Source organism: Acidovorax sp. GW101-11A03, assembly GCF_059424825.1.
In genome coordinates this window covers 45,903-68,535 of sequence record NZ_JBWKZU010000030.1, presented here as the reverse complement: position 1 = coordinate 68,535, position 22,633 = coordinate 45,903, and the positions used below count along the sequence as shown (strand labels likewise).

Annotated in this window: 18 protein-coding genes and 1 pseudogene; 13 read left to right on the top strand and 6 right to left on the bottom strand. The window is 62.0% G+C overall.

The genetic code is table 11. The annotated features are described in order from the left end of the window. The first annotated feature begins 686 nt into the window (after positions 1-686). The 10 genes and pseudogenes from AC07Z7_RS14120 to AC07Z7_RS14075 all read left to right on the top strand — a co-directional run bounded on the left by AC07Z7_RS14120 (position 687) and on the right by AC07Z7_RS14075 (position 13,697). Positions 687-1,277, top strand: a complete 591-nt coding sequence (locus AC07Z7_RS14120; RefSeq protein ID WP_494766607.1) for a GspH/FimT family pseudopilin — start codon at positions 687-689, stop codon at positions 1,275-1,277. Next, positions 1,271-1,912 (top strand): type IV pilus modification protein PilV, encoded by a 642-nt coding sequence (gene pilV, locus AC07Z7_RS14115; RefSeq protein WP_494766606.1) that lies wholly within the window; start codon positions 1,271-1,273, stop codon positions 1,910-1,912. Before AC07Z7_RS14120 ends, pilV begins: the two co-directional genes overlap by 7 nt. Before the next feature lie 12 nt (positions 1,913-1,924). Beyond that, the gene (locus tag AC07Z7_RS14110; protein WP_494766605.1) at positions 1,925-2,794 is read left to right on the top strand and encodes a PilW family protein; all 870 of its coding nucleotides are present in this window, start codon (positions 1,925-1,927) and stop codon (positions 2,792-2,794) included. Between the two features lie 7 nt (positions 2,795-2,801). Next, complete coding sequence (locus AC07Z7_RS14105) at positions 2,802-3,482, top strand: pilus assembly PilX family protein (protein ID WP_494766604.1); 681 nt, start codon at positions 2,802-2,804, stop codon at positions 3,480-3,482. Between the two features lie 24 nt (positions 3,483-3,506). Beyond that, a complete protein-coding gene (locus tag AC07Z7_RS14100) occupies positions 3,507-6,818 on the top strand; it encodes a pilus assembly protein (RefSeq protein WP_494766603.1) in 3,312 nt (1,103 codons plus the stop codon). Positions 6,819-6,843: 25 nt separating this feature from the next. Continuing rightward, a complete protein-coding gene (locus AC07Z7_RS14095; protein ID WP_494766602.1) occupies positions 6,844-7,272 on the top strand; it encodes a type IV pilin protein in 429 nt (142 codons plus the stop codon). 123 nt (positions 7,273-7,395) lie between these two features. Then, a pseudogene (locus AC07Z7_RS14090) lies at positions 7,396-8,750 on the top strand (IS5 family transposase). 78 nt (positions 8,751-8,828) lie between these two features. Continuing rightward, the gene (ribD, locus tag AC07Z7_RS14085) at positions 8,829-9,944 is read left to right on the top strand and encodes a bifunctional diaminohydroxyphosphoribosylaminopyrimidine deaminase/5-amino-6-(5-phosphoribosylamino)uracil reductase RibD (protein WP_494766601.1); all 1,116 of its coding nucleotides are present in this window, start codon (positions 8,829-8,831) and stop codon (positions 9,942-9,944) included. Positions 9,945-10,411: 467 nt separating this feature from the next. Beyond that, a complete protein-coding gene (locus tag AC07Z7_RS14080; RefSeq protein WP_494766600.1) occupies positions 10,412-11,614 on the top strand; it encodes an ammonium transporter in 1,203 nt (400 codons plus the stop codon). A 157-nt stretch (positions 11,615-11,771) separates the two neighbouring features. Then, complete coding sequence (locus AC07Z7_RS14075) at positions 11,772-13,697, top strand: phospholipase D family protein (protein ID WP_494766599.1); 1,926 nt, start codon at positions 11,772-11,774, stop codon at positions 13,695-13,697. Between the two features lie 34 nt (positions 13,698-13,731). Here the strand turns inward: AC07Z7_RS14075 and AC07Z7_RS14070 are convergent, their stop codons facing one another. Continuing rightward, positions 13,732-14,703, bottom strand: a complete 972-nt coding sequence (locus AC07Z7_RS14070) for a tRNA dihydrouridine synthase (RefSeq protein WP_494766598.1) — start codon at positions 14,701-14,703, stop codon at positions 13,732-13,734. A gap of 233 nt (positions 14,704-14,936) precedes the next feature. On the opposite strand from AC07Z7_RS14070, the gene AC07Z7_RS14065 reads away from it, so the two are divergent. Beyond that, the gene (locus tag AC07Z7_RS14065; RefSeq protein WP_252657839.1) at positions 14,937-15,515 is read left to right on the top strand and encodes a hypothetical protein; all 579 of its coding nucleotides are present in this window, start codon (positions 14,937-14,939) and stop codon (positions 15,513-15,515) included. A 51-nt stretch (positions 15,516-15,566) separates the two neighbouring features. On the opposite strand, the gene AC07Z7_RS14060 is transcribed toward AC07Z7_RS14065, so the two are convergent. From AC07Z7_RS14060 to AC07Z7_RS14050, 3 genes are all read right to left on the bottom strand, one after another. Continuing rightward, positions 15,567-16,727, bottom strand: a complete 1,161-nt coding sequence (locus AC07Z7_RS14060) for a methyltransferase (protein WP_494766597.1) — start codon at positions 16,725-16,727, stop codon at positions 15,567-15,569. An 8-nt stretch (positions 16,728-16,735) separates the two neighbouring features. Then, positions 16,736-17,260 carry a GNAT family N-acetyltransferase gene (locus AC07Z7_RS14055; protein WP_094285632.1) on the bottom strand — a complete coding sequence of 175 codons (525 nt, stop codon included), beginning with the start codon at positions 17,258-17,260 and terminating at the stop codon, positions 16,736-16,738. 178 nt (positions 17,261-17,438) lie between these two features. Further along, positions 17,439-18,023: a hypothetical protein gene (locus tag AC07Z7_RS14050; protein ID WP_494766596.1), complete on the bottom strand. Its 585-nt coding sequence runs from the start codon at positions 18,021-18,023 to the stop codon at positions 17,439-17,441. Between the two features lie 164 nt (positions 18,024-18,187). Between AC07Z7_RS14050 and AC07Z7_RS14045 the strand changes: the two genes are divergently transcribed. Both AC07Z7_RS14045 and AC07Z7_RS14040 read left to right on the top strand, forming a co-directional pair. Next, a complete protein-coding gene (locus AC07Z7_RS14045) occupies positions 18,188-18,847 on the top strand; it encodes a response regulator (RefSeq protein ID WP_494766595.1) in 660 nt (219 codons plus the stop codon). Then, on the top strand, positions 18,834-20,729 hold the full coding sequence (locus tag AC07Z7_RS14040; RefSeq protein ID WP_494766594.1) for an ATP-binding protein: 1,896 nt from the start codon (positions 18,834-18,836) through the stop codon (positions 20,727-20,729). Before AC07Z7_RS14045 ends, AC07Z7_RS14040 begins: the two co-directional genes overlap by 14 nt. Here AC07Z7_RS14040 and AC07Z7_RS14035 read toward each other — a convergent pair. Then, positions 20,701-22,140 (bottom strand): coniferyl aldehyde dehydrogenase, encoded by a 1,440-nt coding sequence (locus AC07Z7_RS14035; protein WP_494766593.1) that lies wholly within the window; start codon positions 22,138-22,140, stop codon positions 20,701-20,703. The two genes, AC07Z7_RS14040 and AC07Z7_RS14035, sit on opposite strands and share 29 nt — an antisense overlap. A gap of 122 nt (positions 22,141-22,262) precedes the next feature. After that, positions 22,263-22,616 carry a hypothetical protein gene (locus AC07Z7_RS14030; protein WP_494766592.1) on the bottom strand — a complete coding sequence of 118 codons (354 nt, stop codon included), beginning with the start codon at positions 22,614-22,616 and terminating at the stop codon, positions 22,263-22,265. Positions 22,617-22,633: the final 17 nt, after the last annotated feature.

Genomic DNA, 22,633 nt, shown 5'->3' with positions numbered 1-22,633 from the left:
GTGGATGGCGAGGCACAAGTTGATGGCTTGTATGGGGCAGGTGCGTCTGCAAGGAGCGTAATGCCCCCGCGAAGCCGGGCAATTCCCCTCGTGCAGTGCCTGCTGGGCGTGCCCAACTACCCAAAGCGGGTGCTGTTTTAGTTCGGGCGTCGCTACGGCACAGCCAGAACCGATTCGTGAAGAGCGTCCCTAGCAACCAAGCTTACTTTAAAAATCACAACCCAATTATGTACCAACAAAGTTGATGCATGGAAGAAAACAATTTTTCTTACAAACCACCCATCACTTTATATTACAAAAAAGAAACCCCAAAAAACAGCATCCCCATCGCTTGTAAATTTTATCCGCCCAACATGCGATCAATAAATTTTCAATTACTTTGTCTCCTTATTTTTTTTACAACTCTCGGCACTCCAAATGCAGCCCACTTAAAAACCCACACAAAAAATAATCCCAACACAGCACAAAGCACCAATGACTCCACAAAAAAGCAGCCTCGAGCCAAGCAGCCAAAGAGCAGCTCGGGAGAGTCCCGCGCGGAGAGAGACCGTCGATTGAAACGCGAGTGCCGAGGTCGTAGCAATGCAGGCGCATGCCTCGGCTACACACGGTAGAGAACACCACTCATCGCTCATTCGCCGCCACCCATCCCCCCCCCTCCTCTAGGCAGACTCCAAAGGAATATCATGCGCTGCATGCTCGTACACCACCCCGATCCAGCAAGGCGACTAGCCCAGGCGTCACGGCACGCTCTAGGCTTCACAGCCATTGAGTTGCTGATTGTCATAACAATCTTGGCCGTGCTTACAGCCATGGCAGGCCCAAGCTTTGGTCCCATGATTGAGCGCTGGCGCACCAACCAAGCAGTAAACAACATTACCAGCACAATTTATGTAGCGCGATCGGAGGCCATCAAACGAGGCGGCAAGGTTAGTGTTAGAAAGATTGCAAATGGCACGGATGGCTGCACATTCGCTTCGACCAATCAAGAATGGAGTTGCGGATGGATTATTTTTGTGGACACAGATGAGGACGGAAATTTAGATGCAGGAGAAGAGGTCCTACAATCTTTTCAAATGCCCACGAGTGTAAATGTTATGAACAACAATAGCGCGGCATCATTTCGCTTCGATCGATGGGGGCGCACCAATAATATTAATGCGGCCAGCTTCGCCATCGTCCCACGAGCAGGTGGCGTGGCATCACCTGCCGCGACTGCGGTTTGCTTCTCATCCGGCGGGCGAGTCCGTGTTGTTAAAGAAAGCGTGACATGCTAGTTTGTGACTCCTCCTACAGCCGCAAGACCTCCCAAAAAGGGATTACGCTTCTCGAATCATTGGTTGCAATCGTAGTGATGGCGCTTGGACTACTTGGCATAGTGGGCATTCAGATGCGAACACTGGCTGATACCCAAACCGGCGTCAGGCGCGCTCAAGCCGTCAAGCTGATTGAGGACCTTAGCGAGCGGGTCAGAGCCAACCCCAACGCGATTGGTAATGCCGCCAGTTATGCCGTTGCTTGGGCATCGACATTGGGCTCCCCCCCGGCTTGTGCGATCGACTCAGGATTTCCCACCTCAAGCTGTACCGCGGCCCAATTGGCCACTTACGACGTGGATCGCTGGTTACGCAGTGTGAGGGCAAATTTGCCCGTTGGTGATGCAACTGTCTTTGTTTCTGGAAGCGACGCTAGGCAGTTGGGAGTGATGCTCTCCTGGCGAGAAAATGAACGCGCCCGCGAAGGCGATTCACTGGCAGACACATCTGCATACAAGGCCATTTTTTCAGTAACTGGAACTTCAACTTCTGGGTCTGTAACCTGCCCAGCGGGGAAAATTTGCCACTTGCAATATATTAACCTTACCCAACGATGCATACCCAGCGGCTCACTGGTTTTTTGTTCTGACATCTGAATAGAGCCTATGATGCACACCAGTCAAATAGCGCATAGCGCCTTAAATTCATTTATTTCCTCCCACATGCAGAAAAAAGAACGCGGAGCCACACTTATAGAGTTATTGATTGGATTAACAATCGGCCTGCTCACAATCAGTGTTGGCTTGGGCGCAATTATGGTGTCACGAGGAGTAACTACCACAGTTAGTGACACCACCACTCTGCAACAACAGGCATCTTATGCTTTCAGAGTAATTGGACAGCAATTACGCCAAGCCGGAGGAAGACCACTCAATACAGCAGCGGATCCGCGCGATGCAGCGACATTTGTTCAACCGACTGCTGTTACGCTATCTGGCCTCCCACCCATTGCAGGACTGGACACACCGACTGCCAGCCAGTTCATAATATCATTGCGTTACGTCAATGCGAGCGAGTCTATATACCCATCCCCGCCATCCTCCACGCCAATAGAGGGATATCTTGTCAGCGACTGCTTAGGAAGCAATCCTGGGATTGCATCAGCCCCAATTATCCTCAATGAGCTTCGAAAGAATGGCGCTGACCTTGAATGCTCAAACAGTACTGGCAATGTCCAACCAATCATTAGTAATTTGGTGGATCTAAGGATTCGCTATTTACAGCAGAAATTGAACATAGCAGATAGCCAGCCACAATTTCGCTATGCATCTGCAGCAAACTTAAGCCCAACAGACTGGCCTCAGGTATATGGCATTGAAGTATGTCTTGAACTCGAGGGCGAGCAATTTTTAGATACCATCGGTGCAAGCTATACAAAATGCGACGGAACTACTGCAACCCGAGGAAACAAATTACGAATGGTATTCAAAAATATATTTCATATTCGCAACCATGCTTGGCCAAAGGCCATATCGTGAGCCAGTCATGAAAAAATATAAAAATCAGCAGGGTATCTCGCTCTTCATTGTCATCGTACTGGTCTTGATGTCAATGCTGCTGGCCTTGTGGGCATCAAGAACAGCATTTTTCAACGAACTCATCGTGGGAAACGATACAGACTATCAAAGAGCATTTGAGGCAGCGCAAGTTATGCTGCAAGATGCTGAACTTGATATTCGCCAAGGCACGGAAGCGGGCACCAATCAACGAACAGTTGTTAGTTCGACCCTTTACCCTACAGCCCATGATGAACTCGATGCACTGACTTATACGCTCGATGCCCAGACCACAAAATGCTTCAACGGCATTTGTCAGTTCCGCACTGGTGCACAGGATTTCTGGAACGACTCCACTACGATGAGCGCCATGATTGCAGCCAATATTGGCGCTAGATACGGCCAGTACACGGGGGCAAGCGCAGGCACCTCCAGCAACCCCATCTTGGCAGACACAACGGCAGGCAGAGGGGCTTGGTATTGGGTAGAAGTCATCAAGTACGAACCCAAAGAAACAGGTCCTGGTGTATTAGCCGGGGCGGAACCTGAAGTGGTTAACGCCAAAATTTTCTACCGTATTACAGCCATTGCCCGCGGCCTCAAACCAAGTACACAAGTTGTTTTGCAAAATATCGTGGCATTCCCATCCATATCCGGCGAAACCAACTAATTCACGGCAACATCAGGAAATTATATGAAAAGAAATCATAACTTTCGGAAAACTGCCATCGCACTGATCATTGGCACTATCGGCTTGCCTCAATTTGTTTTTGCAGGCGAATTTTTGAGCCTTGTCCAATATCCAGCCGGATCGGCAAGCAGAGAGCCCGCGCCAAATATCATCGTATCGGTTGACAACTCTGGCAGTATGGGCGCAGCAGGCATTACCGCCCTGAAAGACGCACTGAAAGAAACTTTCCGACCAGCCAACGTGCCGGATGATTCCATACGACTTGCCTATCAGTCGCTTTGGGGTTGCAACACCATACCCAGCACCGACGTAAGCTGCAACAGCAAAAATTCAATGAAAGTCCTCCGTGGACTTGACGATCCCACTGATAACAGCCATCGGGGAAATTTCATCAAATGGGTGAATACACTAGTTGCAGGCGGAAACACTCCCACCCACCGAATGCAAGGGGTTGCAGGTGAATACTTGAAAACTACAGGAATCAACAATCCCTACAATTTTGATCCCGGCACCACCGAGGCGCCTATCCATGCATGCCGACGCTCGTACAACATATTGATGACTGATGGAGGTTGGAACAACAACCCCTCCAACACCATCAACAATGACGACGGCACGAATCACACATTGCCAGATGGAACATCCTACGACATAACAGCACCTGAAACCCGCATCTACAGGGATGACTGGGGGACAAATGCCGTATCCACATTATCTGATATGGCATTTAATTACTGGAGGCATGACCTCCAATCAGGGATCAACAATCAAGTTGTTCCACTCATAAAGAAATCAGGTTCTGAAACATTTGCCGACGGAGCCACCACGGCAACCATTCCACAATACTGGAATCCAAAAAACAATCCTGCCAACTGGCAGCACATGGTCACGTATACGATTGGATACAATGCAGCGGCAAACTGGCCCAATATTGGCACCAATCCCATGTTCAACATTGCACAAGGCATGTACGGCGGGGATTTTTCGCGAGCCATTGTTGGCACTCGGCTTTGGCGCGACCCATTGACGACCAATGAAAGTGGTCGTCAAGAAGAGCTGTGGCACACCGCCATTAATAGCCGGGGAAAATTCTATCCGGCTCAGACGTCGCAAGACTTGGTCAATGCCTTCAAAGACATTGTGGGCACTATTATTGCAGACTCTACCAGGCCGATCACAGGTTTTTCAAGCGCTTCCAGCTCCATCAGCAACCAAGGAACCACCGCATTTTTTTCCACCTATGAAGCAGATGGCTGGATTGGTGGGATCGGATCAAAAACAGTTGCTGCCGCGACCGGAGCGCTTTCTGACAATACTGCATGGGGCACGACTTCAACCCTGCCCGTGAGAGGAAAAACTACCGGGGACAAGCTGGATGAACTGTCAGCAGCCGACATATCCTCCAGGCTGATTTTTACCTATAACGATACAACGGCAGCAGGTACTACATTTACCTGGGCCAACCTTAGTGCGGCCCAAAAAACTCTGTTAAATACCGTTGATTCTGCGACCGATACACTCGGAGAAGACCGACTTAACTATGTTCGGGGAGACAGAACCAAAGAGGGGACAACGGCAACAGAGCCTTTTCGGGTTCGCCGATCCCGACAGGGCGACATTGCCAACTCCACGCTTTGGTACATCGGCCCTCCCAATAATGGCCTGACTGTAGATGGGTATCGCACTTTTGCGAATGCCCAGCGATATCGTATGCCCATGCTTTATGTTGGTGGCAATGATGGCATGTTGCATGGCTTCTCAGCTGCAGATGGTACTGAGAAGATTGCATATGTTCCTCAGGGAGTCATAAAAAATCTTTCGCAGTTGTCGAAACAAGATTACAGTCACCGCTATTTTGTTGATGGATCACCTTTTACGGGAGATGTCAACACAGGAACCAGTGCGCTTCCATCATGGAAAACGATGTTGGTGGGAACATTGGGCGCCGGTGGCAAAGGTTATTATGTTCTGGATGTCACTCGCCCTGGATACACAGCGGGAGCCGAAACCTCCAACTTTTTAGCAGCTAATGCATCATCGCTCGTCGTGATGGATAAGACCGATGGAACTGACAGTGATATTGGCTATATATTCGGAGACCCTGTTACTTCAGAGAATAATTCGCAGATTGCCACCCAAATAACACGCATGAACAATGGCCGCTGGGCTGTTGTATTGGGAAATGGGTACAACAGCGGCAGCGAAGACCCTGTTCTTCTGATTCAATACCTTGATGGGGACAAATCCATAAAAAAGATTAACGCCGCCAGTACAGGAACAGAGTCTACGGCAAACGGGCTTTCCACACCACGCCTGCTAGATGTTAACGGCGATGGCACCGTAGACATGATCTATGCGGGAGATTTGCGCGGCAATATTTGGAAGTTCGATGTCTCAAATGCAGACGCAGCCAATTGGAAAGTTGCTTTTTCTGCAGCGGGGTGCACTGCATGCACGCCCTTTTACACTGCTGTAGAGAAAGCAAATACGGCAAACCGCCAGCCTATCACTGCGGCCCCCAACCTCAGGGCGAATACAACCGTCGGCGGTATGATGGTTGTTTTTGGGACCGGCAGAAATGTTACAGAAGCCGATCGAACCGATGTAACGGTGCAAACGCTTTACTCGATATTGGATAATACGCGCTACAAGCTGGATACAGCCGCTGGCCCCAACCTGGGCAAGGTACTTATTGACACAACTGTGGTAACGCCGACAGCCATCGGGACCAACGGGCGAGACACCAAGCTTGTAGAACGGGTGTTTAGCGCACCAGTCATTGCCGGGCAAGGAGCCAGTAGCAGTGAGAGCTTCTGGCGTATGCCCACAACTCAGACTACGCTGACGTACTCACTGGCCGGCACTCAAAAGGGATGGTATTTCGAGTTGCCGATTACTGGTGAGCGGGTTTTGAACATGCCCAGTTTCTATGATGGCAGCGACGTTATTGACCTCCTCAGTGTTGTTCCTGCATCTGGAGGCAACACAACAGGAGAGACATGCCAACCCACGTCGACGCCAGCCAGGGGCTATAGAACGTTTTTGGGTGTTCAGTATGGTTTGAAGCCCACGCAGCAAATTTTGGATGCGAACGGTGATGGGCTTTATCAGGCAGCGGCCGCACAGGACAATGACACCAATCGCACAACCACGTCCCCCGAAGGCATCTCTTTGAGAGGGAGGGGAATCATTATTAAGATCGGTGGTGGTGGTGGTGGTGGTGGTGGTGGTGGTGGTGGTGGTGGTGGTGGTGGTGGCAACACAGCCCAGTTACCAAAACCAGCATCAACTGTTAATTGGCGGCAGTTGCAGTAATTTACGTATCTGAAACGGATTGCAGATGAATCAGCAGCAACGAGGCTTCACCCTGATTGAAGTCATGATTGTGGTCGCCATCGTGGCCATTCTCAGCGCCATTGCGTTTCCTAGCTACACAGAATATGTGCGGCGTGGGCACCGTGCAGAAGCGCGCGCTGCCTTGCTCCAGGCAGCCCAATGGATGGAGCGCGCAGCCACAGCAACAGGCACTTATCCACCAACAGCATCGTTTCCGACGACCCTCACCACGATCAAGTCTGGCCGCTACACCATCGCCCTGGCATCGCCACCCGCGAGCGCCGCGTCAGGCACCGCATACACACTGACTGCGACACCAACTGGCGGACAGGTGGGAGACAGATGCGGAAACTACACGCTGACGCACGCTGGCGTGCGAGGCGCGGCATCTGCCGCATCAGCTTCTTTGGTCACCGAATGCTGGAATAGGTAGTCCGCCCTGAAAAACTTGCAAGCTGTTGATCTGATTCGTAGTTCTTGGGGTTGATGGGGGCGGGATTTGCAAGGTATGGTTTTGCCCGTACCTGTTTTCTTGCAAACTCCTCTGGGGTAGTCCATGGGTCCCAAGCCTTCACAGCCGCAGTCCGGTGAGTTGTTTCGCCCAAGGCTGTACGAGCAGCTCAACATGAAGCACCCGCTGGTCCGATTGGCCACGCTGACCGACTGGGCCGAGATCGAGCGTACCTTTGCGGTGTCGTTCACTTCCGGGTGGGGCCGGCCTGCCTTGCGTGCGCGCCTGATCGCAGGGCTGCTGTACCTCAACACACCCTCAATGCTTCCGATGAAGCCGTGGTCAACACCTGGGTGGAGAACCCGTACTGGCAGTTCTTTTGCGGTGAGACCTATCTTCAAACCGAGTTGCCCATCTACCACTCCGGCCTCACGCGATGGAGAAAGCGCATTGGAGAAGAAGGAGTGGAGACACTGCTGGCCGCCAGCATTGACGCTCCCCACCGGGGCGGTGTAGTTCGCAGCTCCAGCATGCAGCAAGTGATCGCAGACACCACCGTCATGCCCAAAGCCATCACCCATCCCACCGACAGCCGTCTGCTGGACAAGAGCCGCCAGCACCTGGTGAAGGTGGCCCAGGAGCACAGTCTGCAACTGCGCCAGAACTACAACCGAGTAGCCCCTCGCCTGGCCGCGCAGATCGGGCGCTACGCGCATGTCAAGCAATTCAAGCGCATGAAGAAAGCTGCGAGGACACTGCGCACCCGCGTGGGCCAGGTGCATCGTGAAGTTGCCCGCCAACTGCACGCGCTGCCTGAGTTGGCCAAAGCCAAGGTCGAGGACCTGCTGCAACGCATGGGCCGCATCCTGACCCAGCGCGCCAAAGACAAGAACAAACTGTACGCATTGCATGCACCCGAGGTGGAGTGCATCAGCAAGGGTAAAGCCAGAACCCCCTATGAGTTCGGCGTGAAAGTGAGCATTGCGACCACCTTGAAGGAAGGGCTGGTGGTGGGCATGCGCTCCATGCCGAGCAACCCCTACGACGGCCACACACTGGCCGAGACACTGGAGCAGGTGGGCATTCTCACCGGCACGGACAAACCGCCGACCACGGCCATAGTGGACAAGGGCTATCGGGGTACGCAGATCGAAGGCGTGCGCATTCTGATGTCAGGCCAACAGCGTGGCATCACCCGAGCGCTCAAGGCCATGATCAAAAGGCGCAGTGCCATCGAGCCAGCCATCGGGCACATGAAGATGGATGGGCGGCTTGCCCGCAATCCGCTCAAGGGCGCGCTGGGCGATGCGCTGCACGCGGTGATGTGTGGCGCCGGGCACAACCTGCGCCTGATCCTGGCCGCGCTGCGGCGTCTATGCGCCCGATTCGGGCTGTCGATGCAGGCGGTCATCGCGGCACTGCTCGCTGCACCCGGTGGCCGCAGACAGGTCTGCTGCTGAGAACTGAATCGTTCAGGGCGGACTTGATAGTGGCGAGTCCTCCGACATAGCCATTGGCCCATGCATTAGCATCCGCCCATGCAATGCACCGACGAGTTGACGACCATGATGAACAAAGCGCTTGGGCTCGCCGCCCAGGCGCTTTTTGTTTCCAACCCCAATCCGCGCGTGGGCTGTGTGCTGGTAGCGCCGGACGGGCGGGAAATAGGCAGCGGTCACACACAGCAGGCGGGAGGGGCCCATGCGGAAGTCATGGCGCTGCGATCTGCGCAAGAAGCGGGGTACAGCACCCGGGGCGCAACCGCTTACGTGACGCTGGAGCCCTGCGCACACCAGGGGCGCACGGGGCCATGCTGCGATGCGTTGGTGGCTGCCGGGATTGGCAAGGTGGTGGCTTCCCTCACGGACCCCAACCCTTTGGTGGCGGGACAGGGATTTGCCCGGTTGCGTGCGGCGGGGGTGGCCGTGGAAGTCGGTCCCGGGGCCGCTGAATCCCGCGAACTCAATATCGGTTTTTTCAGTCGCATGGTGCGGGGCATCCCTTGGGTTCGCATGAAGGCTGCGACCTCGCTGGATGGCGCCACCGCTTTGCCCAACGGTACAAGCCAGTGGATCACCTCCCCCACGGCGCGCGCCGATGGCCATGCCTGGCGCGCACGCGCCTGCGCAGTGCTCACCGGCATCGGCACCGTGCTGGACGACAACCCCCGCCTGGATGTGCGCGAGGTGCCCACGCCGCGCCAACCCCATGTGGTGGTGGTGGACAGCCAGTTGCAAACCCCTACAGACGCCCGCCTGTTCATGGCTGGCCGCGCTTCTTACATCTACGCAGCCATCCAGAACGACGAGAAGAAGGCCGCTCTGGAGGCGAGCGGTGCCACCGTGATCTGTTTGCCCAACGCACAGGGCAAGGTGGACTTGGCCGCGATGTTGCGCGACCTGGCTGCCCGGGGAGTGAACGAGCTGCATGTGGAAGCCGGCCACAAGCTCAACGGCTCTTTGCTGCGCGAGGGGCTGGTCGATGAGTTGTTGATCTACATGGCTCCCATGCTGCTAGGCCCCGGGCTCGGACTGGCCCAGGTGGGGCCTTTTGAAGCCCTGACCCAGGGGCTGAAGCTGGACTTCATATCGGTGGAACGGCTGGGGCCTGACCTGCGCCTCGTGGCCCGGGTGCCAGGGCACGACACCTTCTGACGGGACCCGGCCCCTCCCCTGCTTTTTTTCGGCATACCGGTGCGCTGAAATCAGTAGTCGCACGGCCGATTCAGTGTCGGGAGCGCCTGCCCCCCCCCCCACACAGCCCCCCCTGCTGTCGCACCGGGTGGATGAGGGCGCAGCGGTAGCAACTGCTCGCGGCATCGCGACCGATGCCTGCCATCCCTCTGGCACAGGCACCTTCCAGACGCCGCACCTTCATGACTAACCCGGTAGACACCCTAAGCCGGGCCGAGCGAGGACCTTGCCAGAGAAACAATCTCCCGCCCGCCCGATGCACGGCACCGGACTACACACAGCCACGCACCACCCCAACCCCGCAACGCCCCATATCAGTGCAAACATCCGCACCAATATCTGGCACGACTTTTGCATCAATCTGGTGCACATCTGTTGCAGACAGCCGACATGCACCAGAGTCGATCAATCACTAGCGCGAGGATGTTATGGAAGCACTCAAACAGGGCACGGACGCTCTGTTCATTCTGCTCGGGGCGATCATGGTGTTGGCCATGCACGCCGGTTTTGCCTTTCTGGAGCTGGGCACGGTCCGCAAGAAGAACCAGGTGAATGCGCTGGTGAAGATCCTGGTGGACTTCTCGGTGTCCACGGTCGTCTATTTTGTGGTGGGGTACAGCGTGGCCTATGGCACGCATTTCTTCATGGGGGCAGAGTCGCTGGCACAACAAAGCGGCTATGCCTTGGTCAAGTTCTTCTTCCTGCTCACGTTTGCGGCCGCCATTCCGGCCATCGTGTCCGGGGGGATTGCCGAGCGGGCCAAGTTCTGGCCCCAGCTCATGGCCACGGCGGTGATTGTGGGGTTTGTCTATCCCTTCTTTGAGGGCATTGCCTGGAACCAGCATTTCGGCGTGCAGGCCTGGATCAAGGCCGTCACGGGCGAAGAGTTTCACGACTTTGCGGGCTCGGTGGTGGTGCACGCCATGGGCGGCTGGATTGCCCTGCCTGCTGTGATCCTGCTGGGCTCGCGCGCCAACCGTTACCGCAAGGATGGCGCGATCTCGGCCCATCCGCCTTCCAACATCCCCTTTCTGGCGCTGGGCGCGTGGATCCTGGTGGTGGGCTGGTTCGGTTTCAACGTGATGAGTGCGCAGACCCTGGACAAGATCTCGGGCCTGGTGGCGGTCAACTCGCTCATGGCCATGGTGGGCGGCACGCTGGCGGCGCTGGTGCTGGGCAAGAACGACCCGGGCTTTGTGCACAACGGCCCGCTGGCCGGGCTGGTGGCTGTGTGCGCAGGCTCGGACCTGATGCATCCCCTGGGGGCGCTGGTGGTGGGCGCGGTGGCGGGCGCCATCTTTGTGCTGATGTTCACCCTCACCCAGAACAAGTGGAAGATCGACGACGTGCTGGGCGTGTGGCCCCTGCATGGCCTGTGTGGCACCTGGGGCGGGTTGGCGGCGGGCATTTTTGGCAGCAAGGCGCTCGGGGGCCTGGGCGGCGTCAGCCTGTCGGCGCAGCTGATTGGCACGGGGCTCGGGGTGATCTGGGCACTGCTGGGAGGTCTCATCGTCTATGGCCTGCTCAAACACACGGTGGGACTGCGCCTTACGCAAGAAGAAGAGTTCGACGGGGCCGACCTCTCCATCCACAAGATCAGCGCCACACCCGACCGCGAAGTGAGCTGGTAAACCCACAGCACCGAGCCTGGCGGGGCATGGGCAGGCCCCGGGGTTGGTGCATCTATTGGGCGACTTGGGGCCTCGTCCGACAGGCCCGGGCCGGGCACCGGGATACACCTTGGAGCAACACCCTGGCGGCTCCAAGGTCACAATCCCCCATCGCGCCATGCCCCACCTGCCCTCCTTCTCCCCCCTGCTGACATCCCTGGCCCGCCGCAGTCGGTGGGCTCTTGCCCTGGTGGCCACCGTGGCCCTGATGGGCTGCGCGGGCTTGCCCAAGGATGTGGTGCGGCCCATTTCCACCGCCTTGCCAAACCCCGGCGACACCGCCCTGGGCCAGTGGGTGGAAGCCCGCCGTGCTGCGCAGAAGGCGCGCCACCCCTCGGGGTTTGTGTTGCTCAGCGGCGCCCAAGCGGCCTACAGCAGCCGCCTGGCGCTGGTCGATGCCGCCCAGAAAACACTGGACCTGCAGTACTACGCCATCCATGCCGATGCCAGCAGCGAGCGCCTGCTGCTCAGCGTGGCCGCCGCTGCCCGGCGCGGCGTGCGCGTGCGGCTGCTGCTGGACGACTTTCACAGCACCGGGCGCGATGCGCTGGTGATGCGCCTGGCCTTTGTGCCCAACGTCGAGATGCGCATGTTCAACCCGCTCACCGGCGCGCGCGGCTCGCCCGTGGGCCGCATGTTCAGCCTGCTGGGCGACTTCTCCCGGGTGCAGCAGCGCATGCACAACAAGCTCTTCATCGCCGACAACGCCGTGGGCGTGACAGGGGGGCGCAACCTGGGGGACGCCTATTTCGGCAACTCGGACTCCGGCAATTTTGTGGACCTGGACGTGCTGGCCGCCGGGAGCATCGTGCAGGACCTGTCGCGCAGCTTTGACAGCTACTGGAACAACGAGCGCGCCTACCCCGTGCAGTCGCTCATCACCCGCGAGGAACTGGACCGCCTGCGCGACAGCATCCGCACCGCCGAGGCCACACAGCAAGAACGTGTAGAAAGCGCTGCTGCCACAGCAGCCCCCAGCCCCCCCCTCACCACCGGGCGCAGCACCCCCCCGGGCACGCGGCGTGCGCGGATCTGGAACCAGGAGCCCATGGACCTGCAGCAGGTGCCGCTTGTCTGGGCCCCCGCCGCCGTGCTGGTAGACCGGCCTGCCAAGATCCCGCCCGACGGCATATCCGCCGCTCCCTTGCCCGACCAGAACCCGCCCCGGCCCAGCCCCGCCACCATCGCAGCACTGGTCCGGCCCCGGGCCTCGGCCACCGCAGCGACGACGGCGACCGCCCCATCGGCGGATGCCGCCGCCCCCCGGCAAGTTGCCCTGCCCGCAGTGCAGCCAACCACACCCGCCAATGCCACCCTGGGCAATGGCAATGGCAACCCCCCTGCCCCACCCTCGCCAGACAGCGAAACTAGCGAGGCCCAGACCGACACCGTGGTGGACGGCCTGCTGCAGCTCATGGGCCAGGCGCGGCGCGACCTGCTGATCATCTCGCCCTACTTTGTGCCCGGGCCCGACATGGAGCGTGCCTTTGCGGCCGCGCGGGCTCGGGGCGTGCGCGTGCGGGTGCTCACCAACTCGCTGGCCTCCAACGATGCGCCCATTGCCCACGCTGGCTACGCGCGCCACCGGCCCACGCTGCTGGCCATGGGGGTGGAGCTGTATGAGATGCGCAGCGAGCTCACGGGGGTTCTGCGCGGGGCCTTCGGTGGCACCGGCAGCATGGGCAGCCAGGGCGCCGCCGGGGCCGGTGGCAGCTCGCGCGCCATGCTGCACTCCAAGCTGATGATCGTGGACGGTCGCCTGCTGGTCATCGGCTCGATGAACCTGGACATGCGCTCGCAGCGGCAGAACACCGAGGTGGCACTGCTGATACGCAGCGGCGAGCTGTCGCGCCGGGCCACGGCACAGATCGACGCCGCCCTGCAAGACGCCGCCTGGCAGGTGCAGCAGACAGACCAGGGCCTGGTGTGGCGCGCTCCGAAGGACAGCGGCCTGGCCGACGCCACCACGGAGCCCGACGCCAGCCTGCCCCTGCGCCTGATGCTGCAGCTGCTGGGCCCCCTGGCGCCCGACCACCTGCTGTAGCCAGCAGCCCAGGGTGCCTGCGGTCCGGGGCGGATCAGGCGCTGTTGCGGGCCTCGGCCTGCTGCGCTGCCACCCAGGCGGTGATGGCGCGCTGGTCCGTCATCGTGCGCACATGCTGGTAGGCCACTTCGGCCTCCACAAACCGCCTGCGCAGCAGATTGAGCCACTGCTTGAGGCGCCCCGCGCGCTGGCGGGGTTCCAGGTCGTCGCACACCAGTTGCCAGAAGGCCGCCAGGTGGGGGATCAAATCGGCCCAAACCACCGGGTCCGCATCCGGCTGCCCGGCGTCGAATGCACGGATGGCGCGGGCCAGGCCGGGGTCGGCCACCATGCCGCGCCCCAGCATGAGGGCATCGCAGCCCGAGACCTCGCGGCAGCGCTGCGCGTCGGCCAGGGTCCAGATCTCGCCATTGGCCACCACCGGGATGGCAACGGCCGCGCGGATGGCGGGGATGTGCTCCCAGTACGCAGGAGGGCGGTAGCCATCGGCCTTGGTGCGGGCATGGACCACCAGCTCGGCCGCGCCACCGGCCTGCATGGCCTGGGCACATTCGCGCATCAGCCCCGTGTCGTTGAAGCCCAGGCGCATCTTGGCCGACACCGGCAGATGCGCAGGCACGGCGCGGCGCACAGCCCCCACCACCGCAGCGATACGCTCAGGCTCCTGCAGCAGCGCGGCCCCGCCTCCGTGGCGGTTGACCACCTTGGCCGGGCAGCCAAAGTTCAGGTCGATGCCTTCAGGGCCCAGCGCGGCCAGGCGTGCGGCGTTCTCGGCCATGCTGACCGGGTCGGAGCCCAGCAGCTGCGCACGCACGGGCACCCCCGCCAGCGTGCGGCTGCCGTTGCGCAGCTCGGGCAGGTAGCGCAGAAACACCTTGTCGGGCAGCAGCGTGCCGGTGATGCGGATGAACTCTGATACGCAGCGGTCCACACCGCCCACGCGCGTGAGCACATCGCGCAGCACAAAATCCAGAAGCCCCTCCATGGGGGCAAGCAGCAAGGTCATCGCAGTTGGGGGCTGTGCAAGGCCAGGCACACACGCCGCAGCCTCGAAAATTTGAAGAAAAACAGGCCTTTGCGCCTGATAGGCATGCCTTTTAAGCTATCAAAAAGTGAGCAATCCTCATTCCATGGCCAGGCAGCACGGGGCCAAGCCTCCGGATTGTGCGGCAAAGGGTCATCACGGCGTCATGGCGGGCGGCTGCAATTGCGGGCATTCGAGCCCGAACGGAGCCCCCCATGCTGCTGCAAAAGACCGACAAAGCCCGCCAAGAGCTATCGCCCGGTGTGCGCACCCTGAGCCTGCGCGAACGTTCGCTGCTGCTGCTGGCTGACGGCAAACCGCTGTCCGACCTGCAGGCCATGTACAACGGCATCGGCGCGCAGATTGTGGACAACCTCATGCGCCAGGGCTACCTGACGGGCCCGGCCGAGCTGCCCACGCCCTCCACCGCCCCCCTCCCCCCACCAGCTGGGGCCGAAGCCACCAGCCAGGCCCCCTCCATCGAGCGGCCGGAGCCGGGCGAATCCCTGCGCTCGCTGGCCGGTGCGCGCATGTACCTGTTCGACACCTGCGAGCGGCTGTTTGCCCGCCGCGACCCGGTGCTGGCGCAGCATTTTCGCGAGGCCCTGCGCACCGCGCGGGACCGCGCCAGCATGCTGGACGTGGGCGACGCCATGTTCGAGGAAGTGGCCCTGGCCGCAGGGGCAGAACGCGCGGCCAGCCTGCGCGAGCGGCTGGAGCAGTTGCTGCCCCGGTCCCCCGAGGCCACGCCCGGCCTCTACGCGGCCACGCAGCCCGCACTGCTGGAGGGCTGAGGGCCGCCACCGCAGGCGGGCCTCAGCGGGTTCAAGCGGGCTCAGGCCGCCTCAGACGGCGGCTGCCAGCCGCCAGAGCGAAGTCACCTCGGCCGCCCGCGCCGCATGCAGGGCATCCCCCGCATCGGCCGCCTTGGAATGGACCGGCTTCACATCGTGCCGCCCCCTGACTACCAGACCTGCTTCGGCAATCCAGCCCAGGAGCTGCTCGCGTGGGCGCAGGCCCAGGTGCTCGGCCAGATCCGACAGGATCAGCCAGCCTTCGCCCTCAGGCTCCAGGTGCTCGGCCAGCCCCGCCAGAAAACCCCGCAGCATGCGGCTGCCTTCGTCGTAGACCGCATGTTCGATGGGCGAGCTGGCACGCGCTGGCACCCAGGGCGGGTTGCACACCACCAGCGGCGCACGGCCGGGCGGAAACAGGTGGGCCTGCAGTAGCTCGACCTGGGGCAGCGCGCTCAGGCGCTGCAGGTTGTCGCGAGCGCAGGCCAGGGCCCGGGGGTCCTGGTCGGTGGCAACCACCCGCTGCACACCCCGGCGCACCAGCACCGCAGACAACACGCCCGTGCCCACGCCAATGTCAAACGCCAGCGCCTGGCTGGGCAACGGGGTGCTGGCCACTAGGTCCACATACTCGCCCCGCACGGGTGAGAACACGCCGTAGTGCGGATGGATCCGGTTGCGGGGCGCTGCGCCCAGTGCGGGCACCTCCACGCCTTTCTTGCGCCATTCGTAGGCACCCACCAGGCCCAGCAATTCGCGCAGCGTGGCCACGCAACGCTCACCGGTGGCGGGCCCCCAGGCCTGGGTGCAGGCCTCGCGCCAATCGGGGGCGCGGCGCAGTGCAATGCTGTAGTCGCCCTCCAGCGGAATCAGCACCGACGCCAGAACTCGCGCGCGCTGCGCCTGGGCCTGGCGGTGCAGGTGAAAAACCTCGGAGGGGGTGGCCACCGCCGCCTTCTGAGCGGCCTTGGCGGCAGCGCGGCGGTGTTTGCCGGTCTTGGAATCGGTGCGCCGCATGAGCGCCTGCAGCAGGTGCCGGGCGTTCTGGAAATCGCCCTGCCACAGCAGGCCCGTGCCTTCACAAGCCATGCGGTAGGCCGTGTCGGCGGGGAGCGTGTCGTCGGCGGTGACCACCCGGCGCGGCGCCGGGGCGCCAGCTTCGGAGCGCCACTGGGCTTGTTGTGTCTGGCCCTGGCGGCTCCATTCAATCATCGTGTGCCCTATGCGTTGATGGGCCGTTTCAGGCGCACTTCTTCGATCTTCACGCCGCCAATCACATTGGTCTTGGCGGTAGAGAGTTCTTGCTTGAAGCCCGCCATTTCGTGGAAACGAATGGCACGCTCGTTGCGCAATGGCACCCATGCGGTGACGTTGGTGCAGCCTTCTTCGTGCAGGCCGTCACGGGCGGCATCCCACAGTGCCAGGCCAACGCCCTGGTTCCAGTGGCTGGGGGCGGCGTATATGGCCCAGATTTCGCCGGTGGTGGGGCGGGACTTTTCATCGCGCGAGCGGTCGTAGCCCACAAAGCCGACGATCTTCTCGCCGTCCACCGCCACCTGCACCTGGGGCTCGCAATACTCAATGGCCTCGCGCCAGTAGGCCTGGCGCTTTTCGACCGACGACATGGATTTCAACTGCTCGTCTGGCACCAGCCCTTTGTAAGCCTCTTGGGCGGAAGCGGTGTGGATCTGGGCGATGGCTTTTGCATCGCGAAGCGTGGCGGGACGAACCTGGATACTGGACATGAAAAAACCGAACGAAAACAGAGAATGAAAATGCGAAAGGTCGGCATTGTCGCCGCAAACGGTTTTTTGCCTCCCAGAGGCCCCTGTTTTATCCTCGTCAAACGTTCGGCTTCGCTCCCCAAAATGCGGTCTTTGTGGCATGCACGGCCGGGCACCCGGCCACGCTTTGTGGCCTTGTTCAGGCCATGGCCATCGAGCCCGACAGCGCAGCGCTCACCCCCACCGAAGCCGCCGCGCGCTGAACCATGGCCCGCTTGTTGCGTGGGCGCGGCACATGCACCACCGGCGGTGCACCGTTGATGGCCGCCAGGCTGAGCACCAGGGTCACCGTGCGCGAGTCCCCGTCCCGATCGTCGGGGGCATAAGCGCGATAGCTGCCGTTGCCTGCACCATGGCTGCGCTGCACGGCATGGAAAGCCACCCGGGCGCCCGTCACCCGGTGGCCACCAAAGGGCAGCACCCGCAGGCGTGCATCGCGGTCCAGCGCCAGCCCCAGGTTGCCTGGGCGGTTGATCAGGTCGGTGCGGATGGCGCGCCAGGTCTGTCCCTGGTCGGCAGAGAACTGCCAAGCCCCGGCCTGGGCATCCAGGTGCTCGATCACCACGCCCGCAGCGGCCAGCATGTCCGAGCAGTTCTCTTCGATGATCTGTGCCAGCGTATTGCCCCCCAGGCCATTGCCCGCAGGGGCGGCCGGTCGCCGCTCGGCCCCCCGGTGGGCACTTGCAGAAGGGGTGGAGCCGTGGATCAACGCAGTGGTGGTCATGGGGAAGCCCTTTGAAAACGAGGTGAGACGACGAAGGTTTGCGCATCGGCGGGCACCCAAAGTGCTTTTCAATGCTTGACGGAAAGTCTAGAAATTGACCTAGCCTGCGTCCATCGCACAAATGGACTAGCCCGCAACACCCGGTTGTGCGCAATACTTGTCCAATGAGTGCCCTCCAAAGTGCCCGTCCGAATGCCCGCCTCCTGCTGGTGGACGACCACGCCCTGTTCCGCACCGGGCTGCGCCTGATCGTGCAGGACCACCCCAGCGTGGGCGCGATTGCCGAAGCGGGGTCGATTGCCGACGCCTGCGCGCTGCAGCGGGCCGATATCGATCTGGTGCTGCTCGACATCCAGCTGCCCGGCATGAGCGGACTGGACGGCCTGCGCCTGGTGCGCCAGGCCTGCCCCCAGGCCCGCATCGTGCTGGTGTCCGCCAGCGTGGCGCCCGACGCAGTCCATGAGGCGCGGGCCAGGGGCGCCGATGGTTTTCTGCCCAAGTCGGCCAACGCCGAAGACATCCTGGAAGCCATCACCTGCGCGCTGTCGGGCCAGCCCTGCTTCCCCATCAACAGCGGCAACAGCGCCACCACACGCGGGCCCGATGCGCCCTCGCTCACGGCGCGCCAGCTGGATGTGCTGTCGCTGCTGTGCACCGGCAAACCCAACAAGGTAATTGCCCGCGACCTGGGCCTGAGCGAAAACACGGTGCGCGTGCACGTGGCCGCCATCTTTGCGCAGCTGGGCGTGAACAGCCGCAGCGCCGCGCTGCTGGCCGCGCAGCGCCTGGGCCTGTCCACACCGCAGTTCCATGACCCCCTCTGAGACCACGCCCGAGCCTCCAGGCGCGCAGCCCCCCACCCGCTGGGGCTGGCCGGTGTGGGAGCGCGACGAGGTGCTGCGCGAGCAGGTGGCGCTGCTGCGGCAGAACTTTCCGATGACGCTGCTGGCGTCGCTGGCCACCGCCCTGGGCACCCTGTGGGTGATGGCCCGGGTGGCCGACACGCAGGCCACCACCGTCTGGCTGTCCACCCATGCGCTGGTGATTGCGGGCGTCTACCTCACGCTGCGCAGCATCTCCCCCTTCACCGACCCCGCGCCCCAGGCCGCGCGCAAGCTGATTGCCTGCATGGCCGCCATGGGACTGAGCTGGGGCAGCCTGGGCTATGTGGTGCTGTACTGGGGCACATCCGACAGCGTGATCTACGCCATAGGCATCATCAGCACCGTCTCGTCCGGCGCACTGGGCCTGGGGGCGCCGCTGTACCGGGCCTACGTCACCTACCTCACCAGCGCCATCGGCGGGGTGATGGTGTCCGTGGCGCTGGCCGGGGGGCCTGTGATGTGGCCGGCGCTGTTCCTGACCAGCGTGTACTACATCCTCACCTGTCTGCAGGCCCGCACCGCTGACCGGGCCACGCGGCGCAGCATTGCCCTCAAGCTCGAAAACGAGCGCCTGGTGAACGAGCTGCGCGCCGAATCACAGCGCGCCCTGGCCGCGCAGGGGGCGGCCGAGCAGGCCGATCGCGACAAATCGCGCTTCCTGGCCGCTGCCAGCCACGACCTGCGCCAGCCCCTGCACGCCATGGGACTTTTCCTTGAATCGCTGCAGCGCAGCCCCCTCAACGACCACCAGCGCACGGTGCTCCAGCACGCGCACGCGGCCTCGGGTGCGGCGGCCGAAATGCTCACCACCCTGCTGGACTACTCGCGGCTGGAGGCTGGTGTGGTGAAGGTGCGGCCAGAGGCCTTTGCGGTGCAGCCGCTGCTGACGGCGCTGGAGCAGGAATTCGGCGTGCAGGCCGACACGGCCGGGCTGGTGTACCGCACCCGCGAAACCTCGGCCGCAGCCTATGCCGACCGCTCGCTGGTGGGGCTGGTGATGCACAACTTCATCTCCAACGCCCTGCGCTACACCGCACGGGGCGGTGTGCTCATCGCCTGCCGCACACGTGGCAAGCGGCTGGCGCTGGAGGTGTGGGACACCGGGGCAGGCATTCCCGTGCACCAGTGGGAGGACATCTTCAAGGAGTTCCACCAGCTCGGCAACCCCGAGCGCGACCGGCGCAAGGGCCTGGGCCTGGGCCTGGCCATCGTGCAGCGGCTGGCGCGTGAGATGAAGACTTCGGTGGAGCTGCGCTCACACCCCGGCCGGGGCTCCGTCTTCCGGCTGTGGCTGGACCGCTGGCAGGGCGCGCTGGAGGACGACGCCAGCCCCACCCCCTCGGCCCGCAGCCTGGCCGGGCTGAAGGTGCTGGCCATCGACGACGACGAGGCCGTGCGCCTGGGCATGCAGTCGCTGCTGCAAAGCTGGGGCTGCCAATGCCTCACGGCCGAGTCCAGTGCCGACGCGCTGGAGGCCCTGGAGGATGTGACCCCCGACATCATCATCACGGACTTCCGCCTGCGCCACGAAGAGACAGGCAAGCAGGTGCTGCAAGCGCTGCGCACCTACCTGGGCACGCCCGTGCCCGCCATCATCATGACGGGCGACACATCGCCCCAGCGCCTGCGCGATGCGCAGTCCACATCGGCCCTGCTGCTGCACAAGCCGGTATCTACCGGCCAGCTGCGCGATGCCATCGTGCAGCTCATCACCCGGCCCCCCGCCCCGCCGGACGGTGGGCCTGCAGCGGCACTGGCGCAAGAAGGGCCTGAAAGCGAGCCCCCCGCTGCCACTACAGCCACCGGCGCAGCAGTCCCATGATCTGGTCGAACCGGGCGCCATAGGGCGGGTAGAACAGCGAGCCCATCGCCCAGCGCGACTGCACCAGCACCGACTTCTGGTGGCAAAAACGCAGAAAGCCCTGCTCGCCATGGTAGGCGCCCCAGCCGCTGTCCCCCACCCCGCCAAAGGGCAGGTTGTCGTGCGCGATGTGCATCAGCGTGTCGTTCACCGTCACGCCTCCGCTCACGGTGCGGCGCAGCACGTCATCGCGCACGGTTTCGCTCTGCCCGAACCAGTACAGCGCCAGCGGGCGGGGCCCGGCGTTGATGTGGGCTATGGCATCGTCGAGCCGCTCGTACGAGATCACTGGAAGGATGGGGCCAAAAATCTCCTCCTGCATGAGCTGCATCTGCGACGTGGCGCCGAACACCAGGGTGGGCAGCATCTGGCGGCTGGCACCATCGCCCAGCGTGCCCACGGTGTGCACCACGGGCTTGCCTGCAGCCGGGTCGATGGTCTGCACCTCGGCCCCCTGCGTCTGGGCCTGCTGCAGCATGGTGCGCAGGCGCGCATGGTGACGCGGTGTGATGATGGAGGCGTAGTCGGCGTTCCCCTCGATGGTGGGGAACAGGCGCGCCACCGCTGCGCGGAAGGCCTGCGCAAACTCGCCCTCGCGCCCCCGGGGCAGCAGCACGTAATCGGGCGCGATACAGGTCTGCCCGGCGTTGAGCAGCTTGCCGTGCGCAATCTTGAGCGCCGCGTCCTGCATGTCGCAGTGGCCGTCGATGATGCAGGGCGACTTGCCGCCCAGCTCCAGCGTGGTGGGCGTGAGGTTCTGCGCCGCCGCCTGCGCCACCTTGCGCCCTACCGCCGTGGAGCCGGTGAACACCAGATGGTCGAACGGCAACGAGGCAAACAGCGCCGACAGGTTGGCATCGCCCTGCACCACGCAGAACTCGTCGGGGGCAAAAAACTGTGCCACCAGGGCCGCCAGCTGGGCCGAGGTGTGGGGCGTGAGTTCGCTGGGCTTGAGCATCACACGGTTGCCTGCGGCCAGCGCGGTGATGGCGGGCGCCAGGGCCAGTTGCACCGGGTAGTTCCATGGCGAAATCACGCCCACCACCCCCAGTGGCTGGCGCTGGATGTGTGCGCTGGCGGGCTGCAGGTATAGCGGGGTGCGCACCTTGCGGGGCTTCATCCATTGGGCGAGGTGGCTCAGGGTGTGCGACAGCAGGGTGCGCAGCACAAAAAAATCCGCTACCTCGGTCAGGCGCGGCGAACGCATGCCAAAGTCGGCCTGCACCGCCGCCGCCAGCACGGGGCCATGCTCGTCGAGCATTTTGGCGATGCGCAACAGCCGCTCCCGGCGCACGAGCAGTGGCACATCCACATGCGCGCGGCTCGCCTGGCGTTGGAGATCGAAATGGGCGTGGATATCGGCTGGTGTCATGCTTGGATCATAGAAGACACCCCCGTGGGCGCATCACGCACCAGGCGGGTGTGCCGCCGTCGAAAAACTGCTGGCAGGCGCCCACACACAGAGGTGGGCGCGGCCCGTGGGGCCATGCCCCGTCAACGGACTTCGCGCGCTTCCACGTCGGTCACCTGGGCCGCACCCGGCAAGATGCCGCCCCGGCGCGACGCAGCCGCTTCTTCACCGGCATCGGCCGGTGCGGCGGCGCCACGGCGGCTTGAAGACCACCGCTCGGTAGAGCGGAACACGGTGCTGAAACCCGCGCGCGGATCCATGCGCATAACCCAGGGTGTCACCGGCCGCCCCGTGAGGCGCGCCCAGCCTGCGCGCAGCACCCACACCAGGGCCAGCACCAGGGCAGCCACCAGCAGGCTGGCAAACAGCACCAGCCCCATGGCAATGACCACTACACGCAGCAACAGGCGCACAGCGCCCGCAACAAAATCATTCAAACGACACCTCTCCTTCA

Bases quoted from the DNA above. Each gene is read 5' to 3' on its own strand.
- AC07Z7_RS14120 (WP_494766607.1), top strand. From the start codon at position 687: ATGCGCTGCATGCTCGTACACCACCCCGATCCAGCAAGGCGACTAGCC.
- pilV (WP_494766606.1), top strand. From the start codon at position 1,271: ATGCTAGTTTGTGACTCCTCCTACAGCCGCAAGACCTCCCAAAAAGGG.
- AC07Z7_RS14050 (WP_494766596.1), bottom strand. From the start codon at position 18,023: ATGACCACCACTGCGTTGATCCACGGCTCCACCCCTTCTGCAAGTGCC.
- AC07Z7_RS14105 (WP_494766604.1), top strand. From the start codon at position 2,802: ATGAAAAAATATAAAAATCAGCAGGGTATCTCGCTCTTCATTGTCATC.
- ribD (WP_494766601.1), top strand. From the start codon at position 8,829: ATGCAATGCACCGACGAGTTGACGACCATGATGAACAAAGCGCTTGGG.
- AC07Z7_RS14070 (WP_494766598.1), bottom strand. From the start codon at position 14,703: ATGACCTTGCTGCTTGCCCCCATGGAGGGGCTTCTGGATTTTGTGCTG.
- AC07Z7_RS14100 (WP_494766603.1), top strand. From the start codon at position 3,507: ATGAAAAGAAATCATAACTTTCGGAAAACTGCCATCGCACTGATCATT.
- AC07Z7_RS14045 (WP_494766595.1), top strand. From the start codon at position 18,188: ATGAGTGCCCTCCAAAGTGCCCGTCCGAATGCCCGCCTCCTGCTGGTG.
- AC07Z7_RS14065 (WP_252657839.1), top strand. From the start codon at position 14,937: ATGCTGCTGCAAAAGACCGACAAAGCCCGCCAAGAGCTATCGCCCGGT.
- AC07Z7_RS14110 (WP_494766605.1), top strand. From the start codon at position 1,925: ATGCACACCAGTCAAATAGCGCATAGCGCCTTAAATTCATTTATTTCC.
- AC07Z7_RS14055 (WP_094285632.1), bottom strand. From the start codon at position 17,260: ATGTCCAGTATCCAGGTTCGTCCCGCCACGCTTCGCGATGCAAAAGCC.
- AC07Z7_RS14060 (WP_494766597.1), bottom strand. From the start codon at position 16,727: ATGATTGAATGGAGCCGCCAGGGCCAGACACAACAAGCCCAGTGGCGC.
- AC07Z7_RS14040 (WP_494766594.1), top strand. From the start codon at position 18,834: ATGACCCCCTCTGAGACCACGCCCGAGCCTCCAGGCGCGCAGCCCCCC.
- AC07Z7_RS14095 (WP_494766602.1), top strand. From the start codon at position 6,844: ATGAATCAGCAGCAACGAGGCTTCACCCTGATTGAAGTCATGATTGTG.
- AC07Z7_RS14080 (WP_494766600.1), top strand. From the start codon at position 10,412: ATGGAAGCACTCAAACAGGGCACGGACGCTCTGTTCATTCTGCTCGGG.
- AC07Z7_RS14035 (WP_494766593.1), bottom strand. From the start codon at position 22,140: ATGACACCAGCCGATATCCACGCCCATTTCGATCTCCAACGCCAGGCG.
- AC07Z7_RS14075 (WP_494766599.1), top strand. From the start codon at position 11,772: ATGCCCCACCTGCCCTCCTTCTCCCCCCTGCTGACATCCCTGGCCCGC.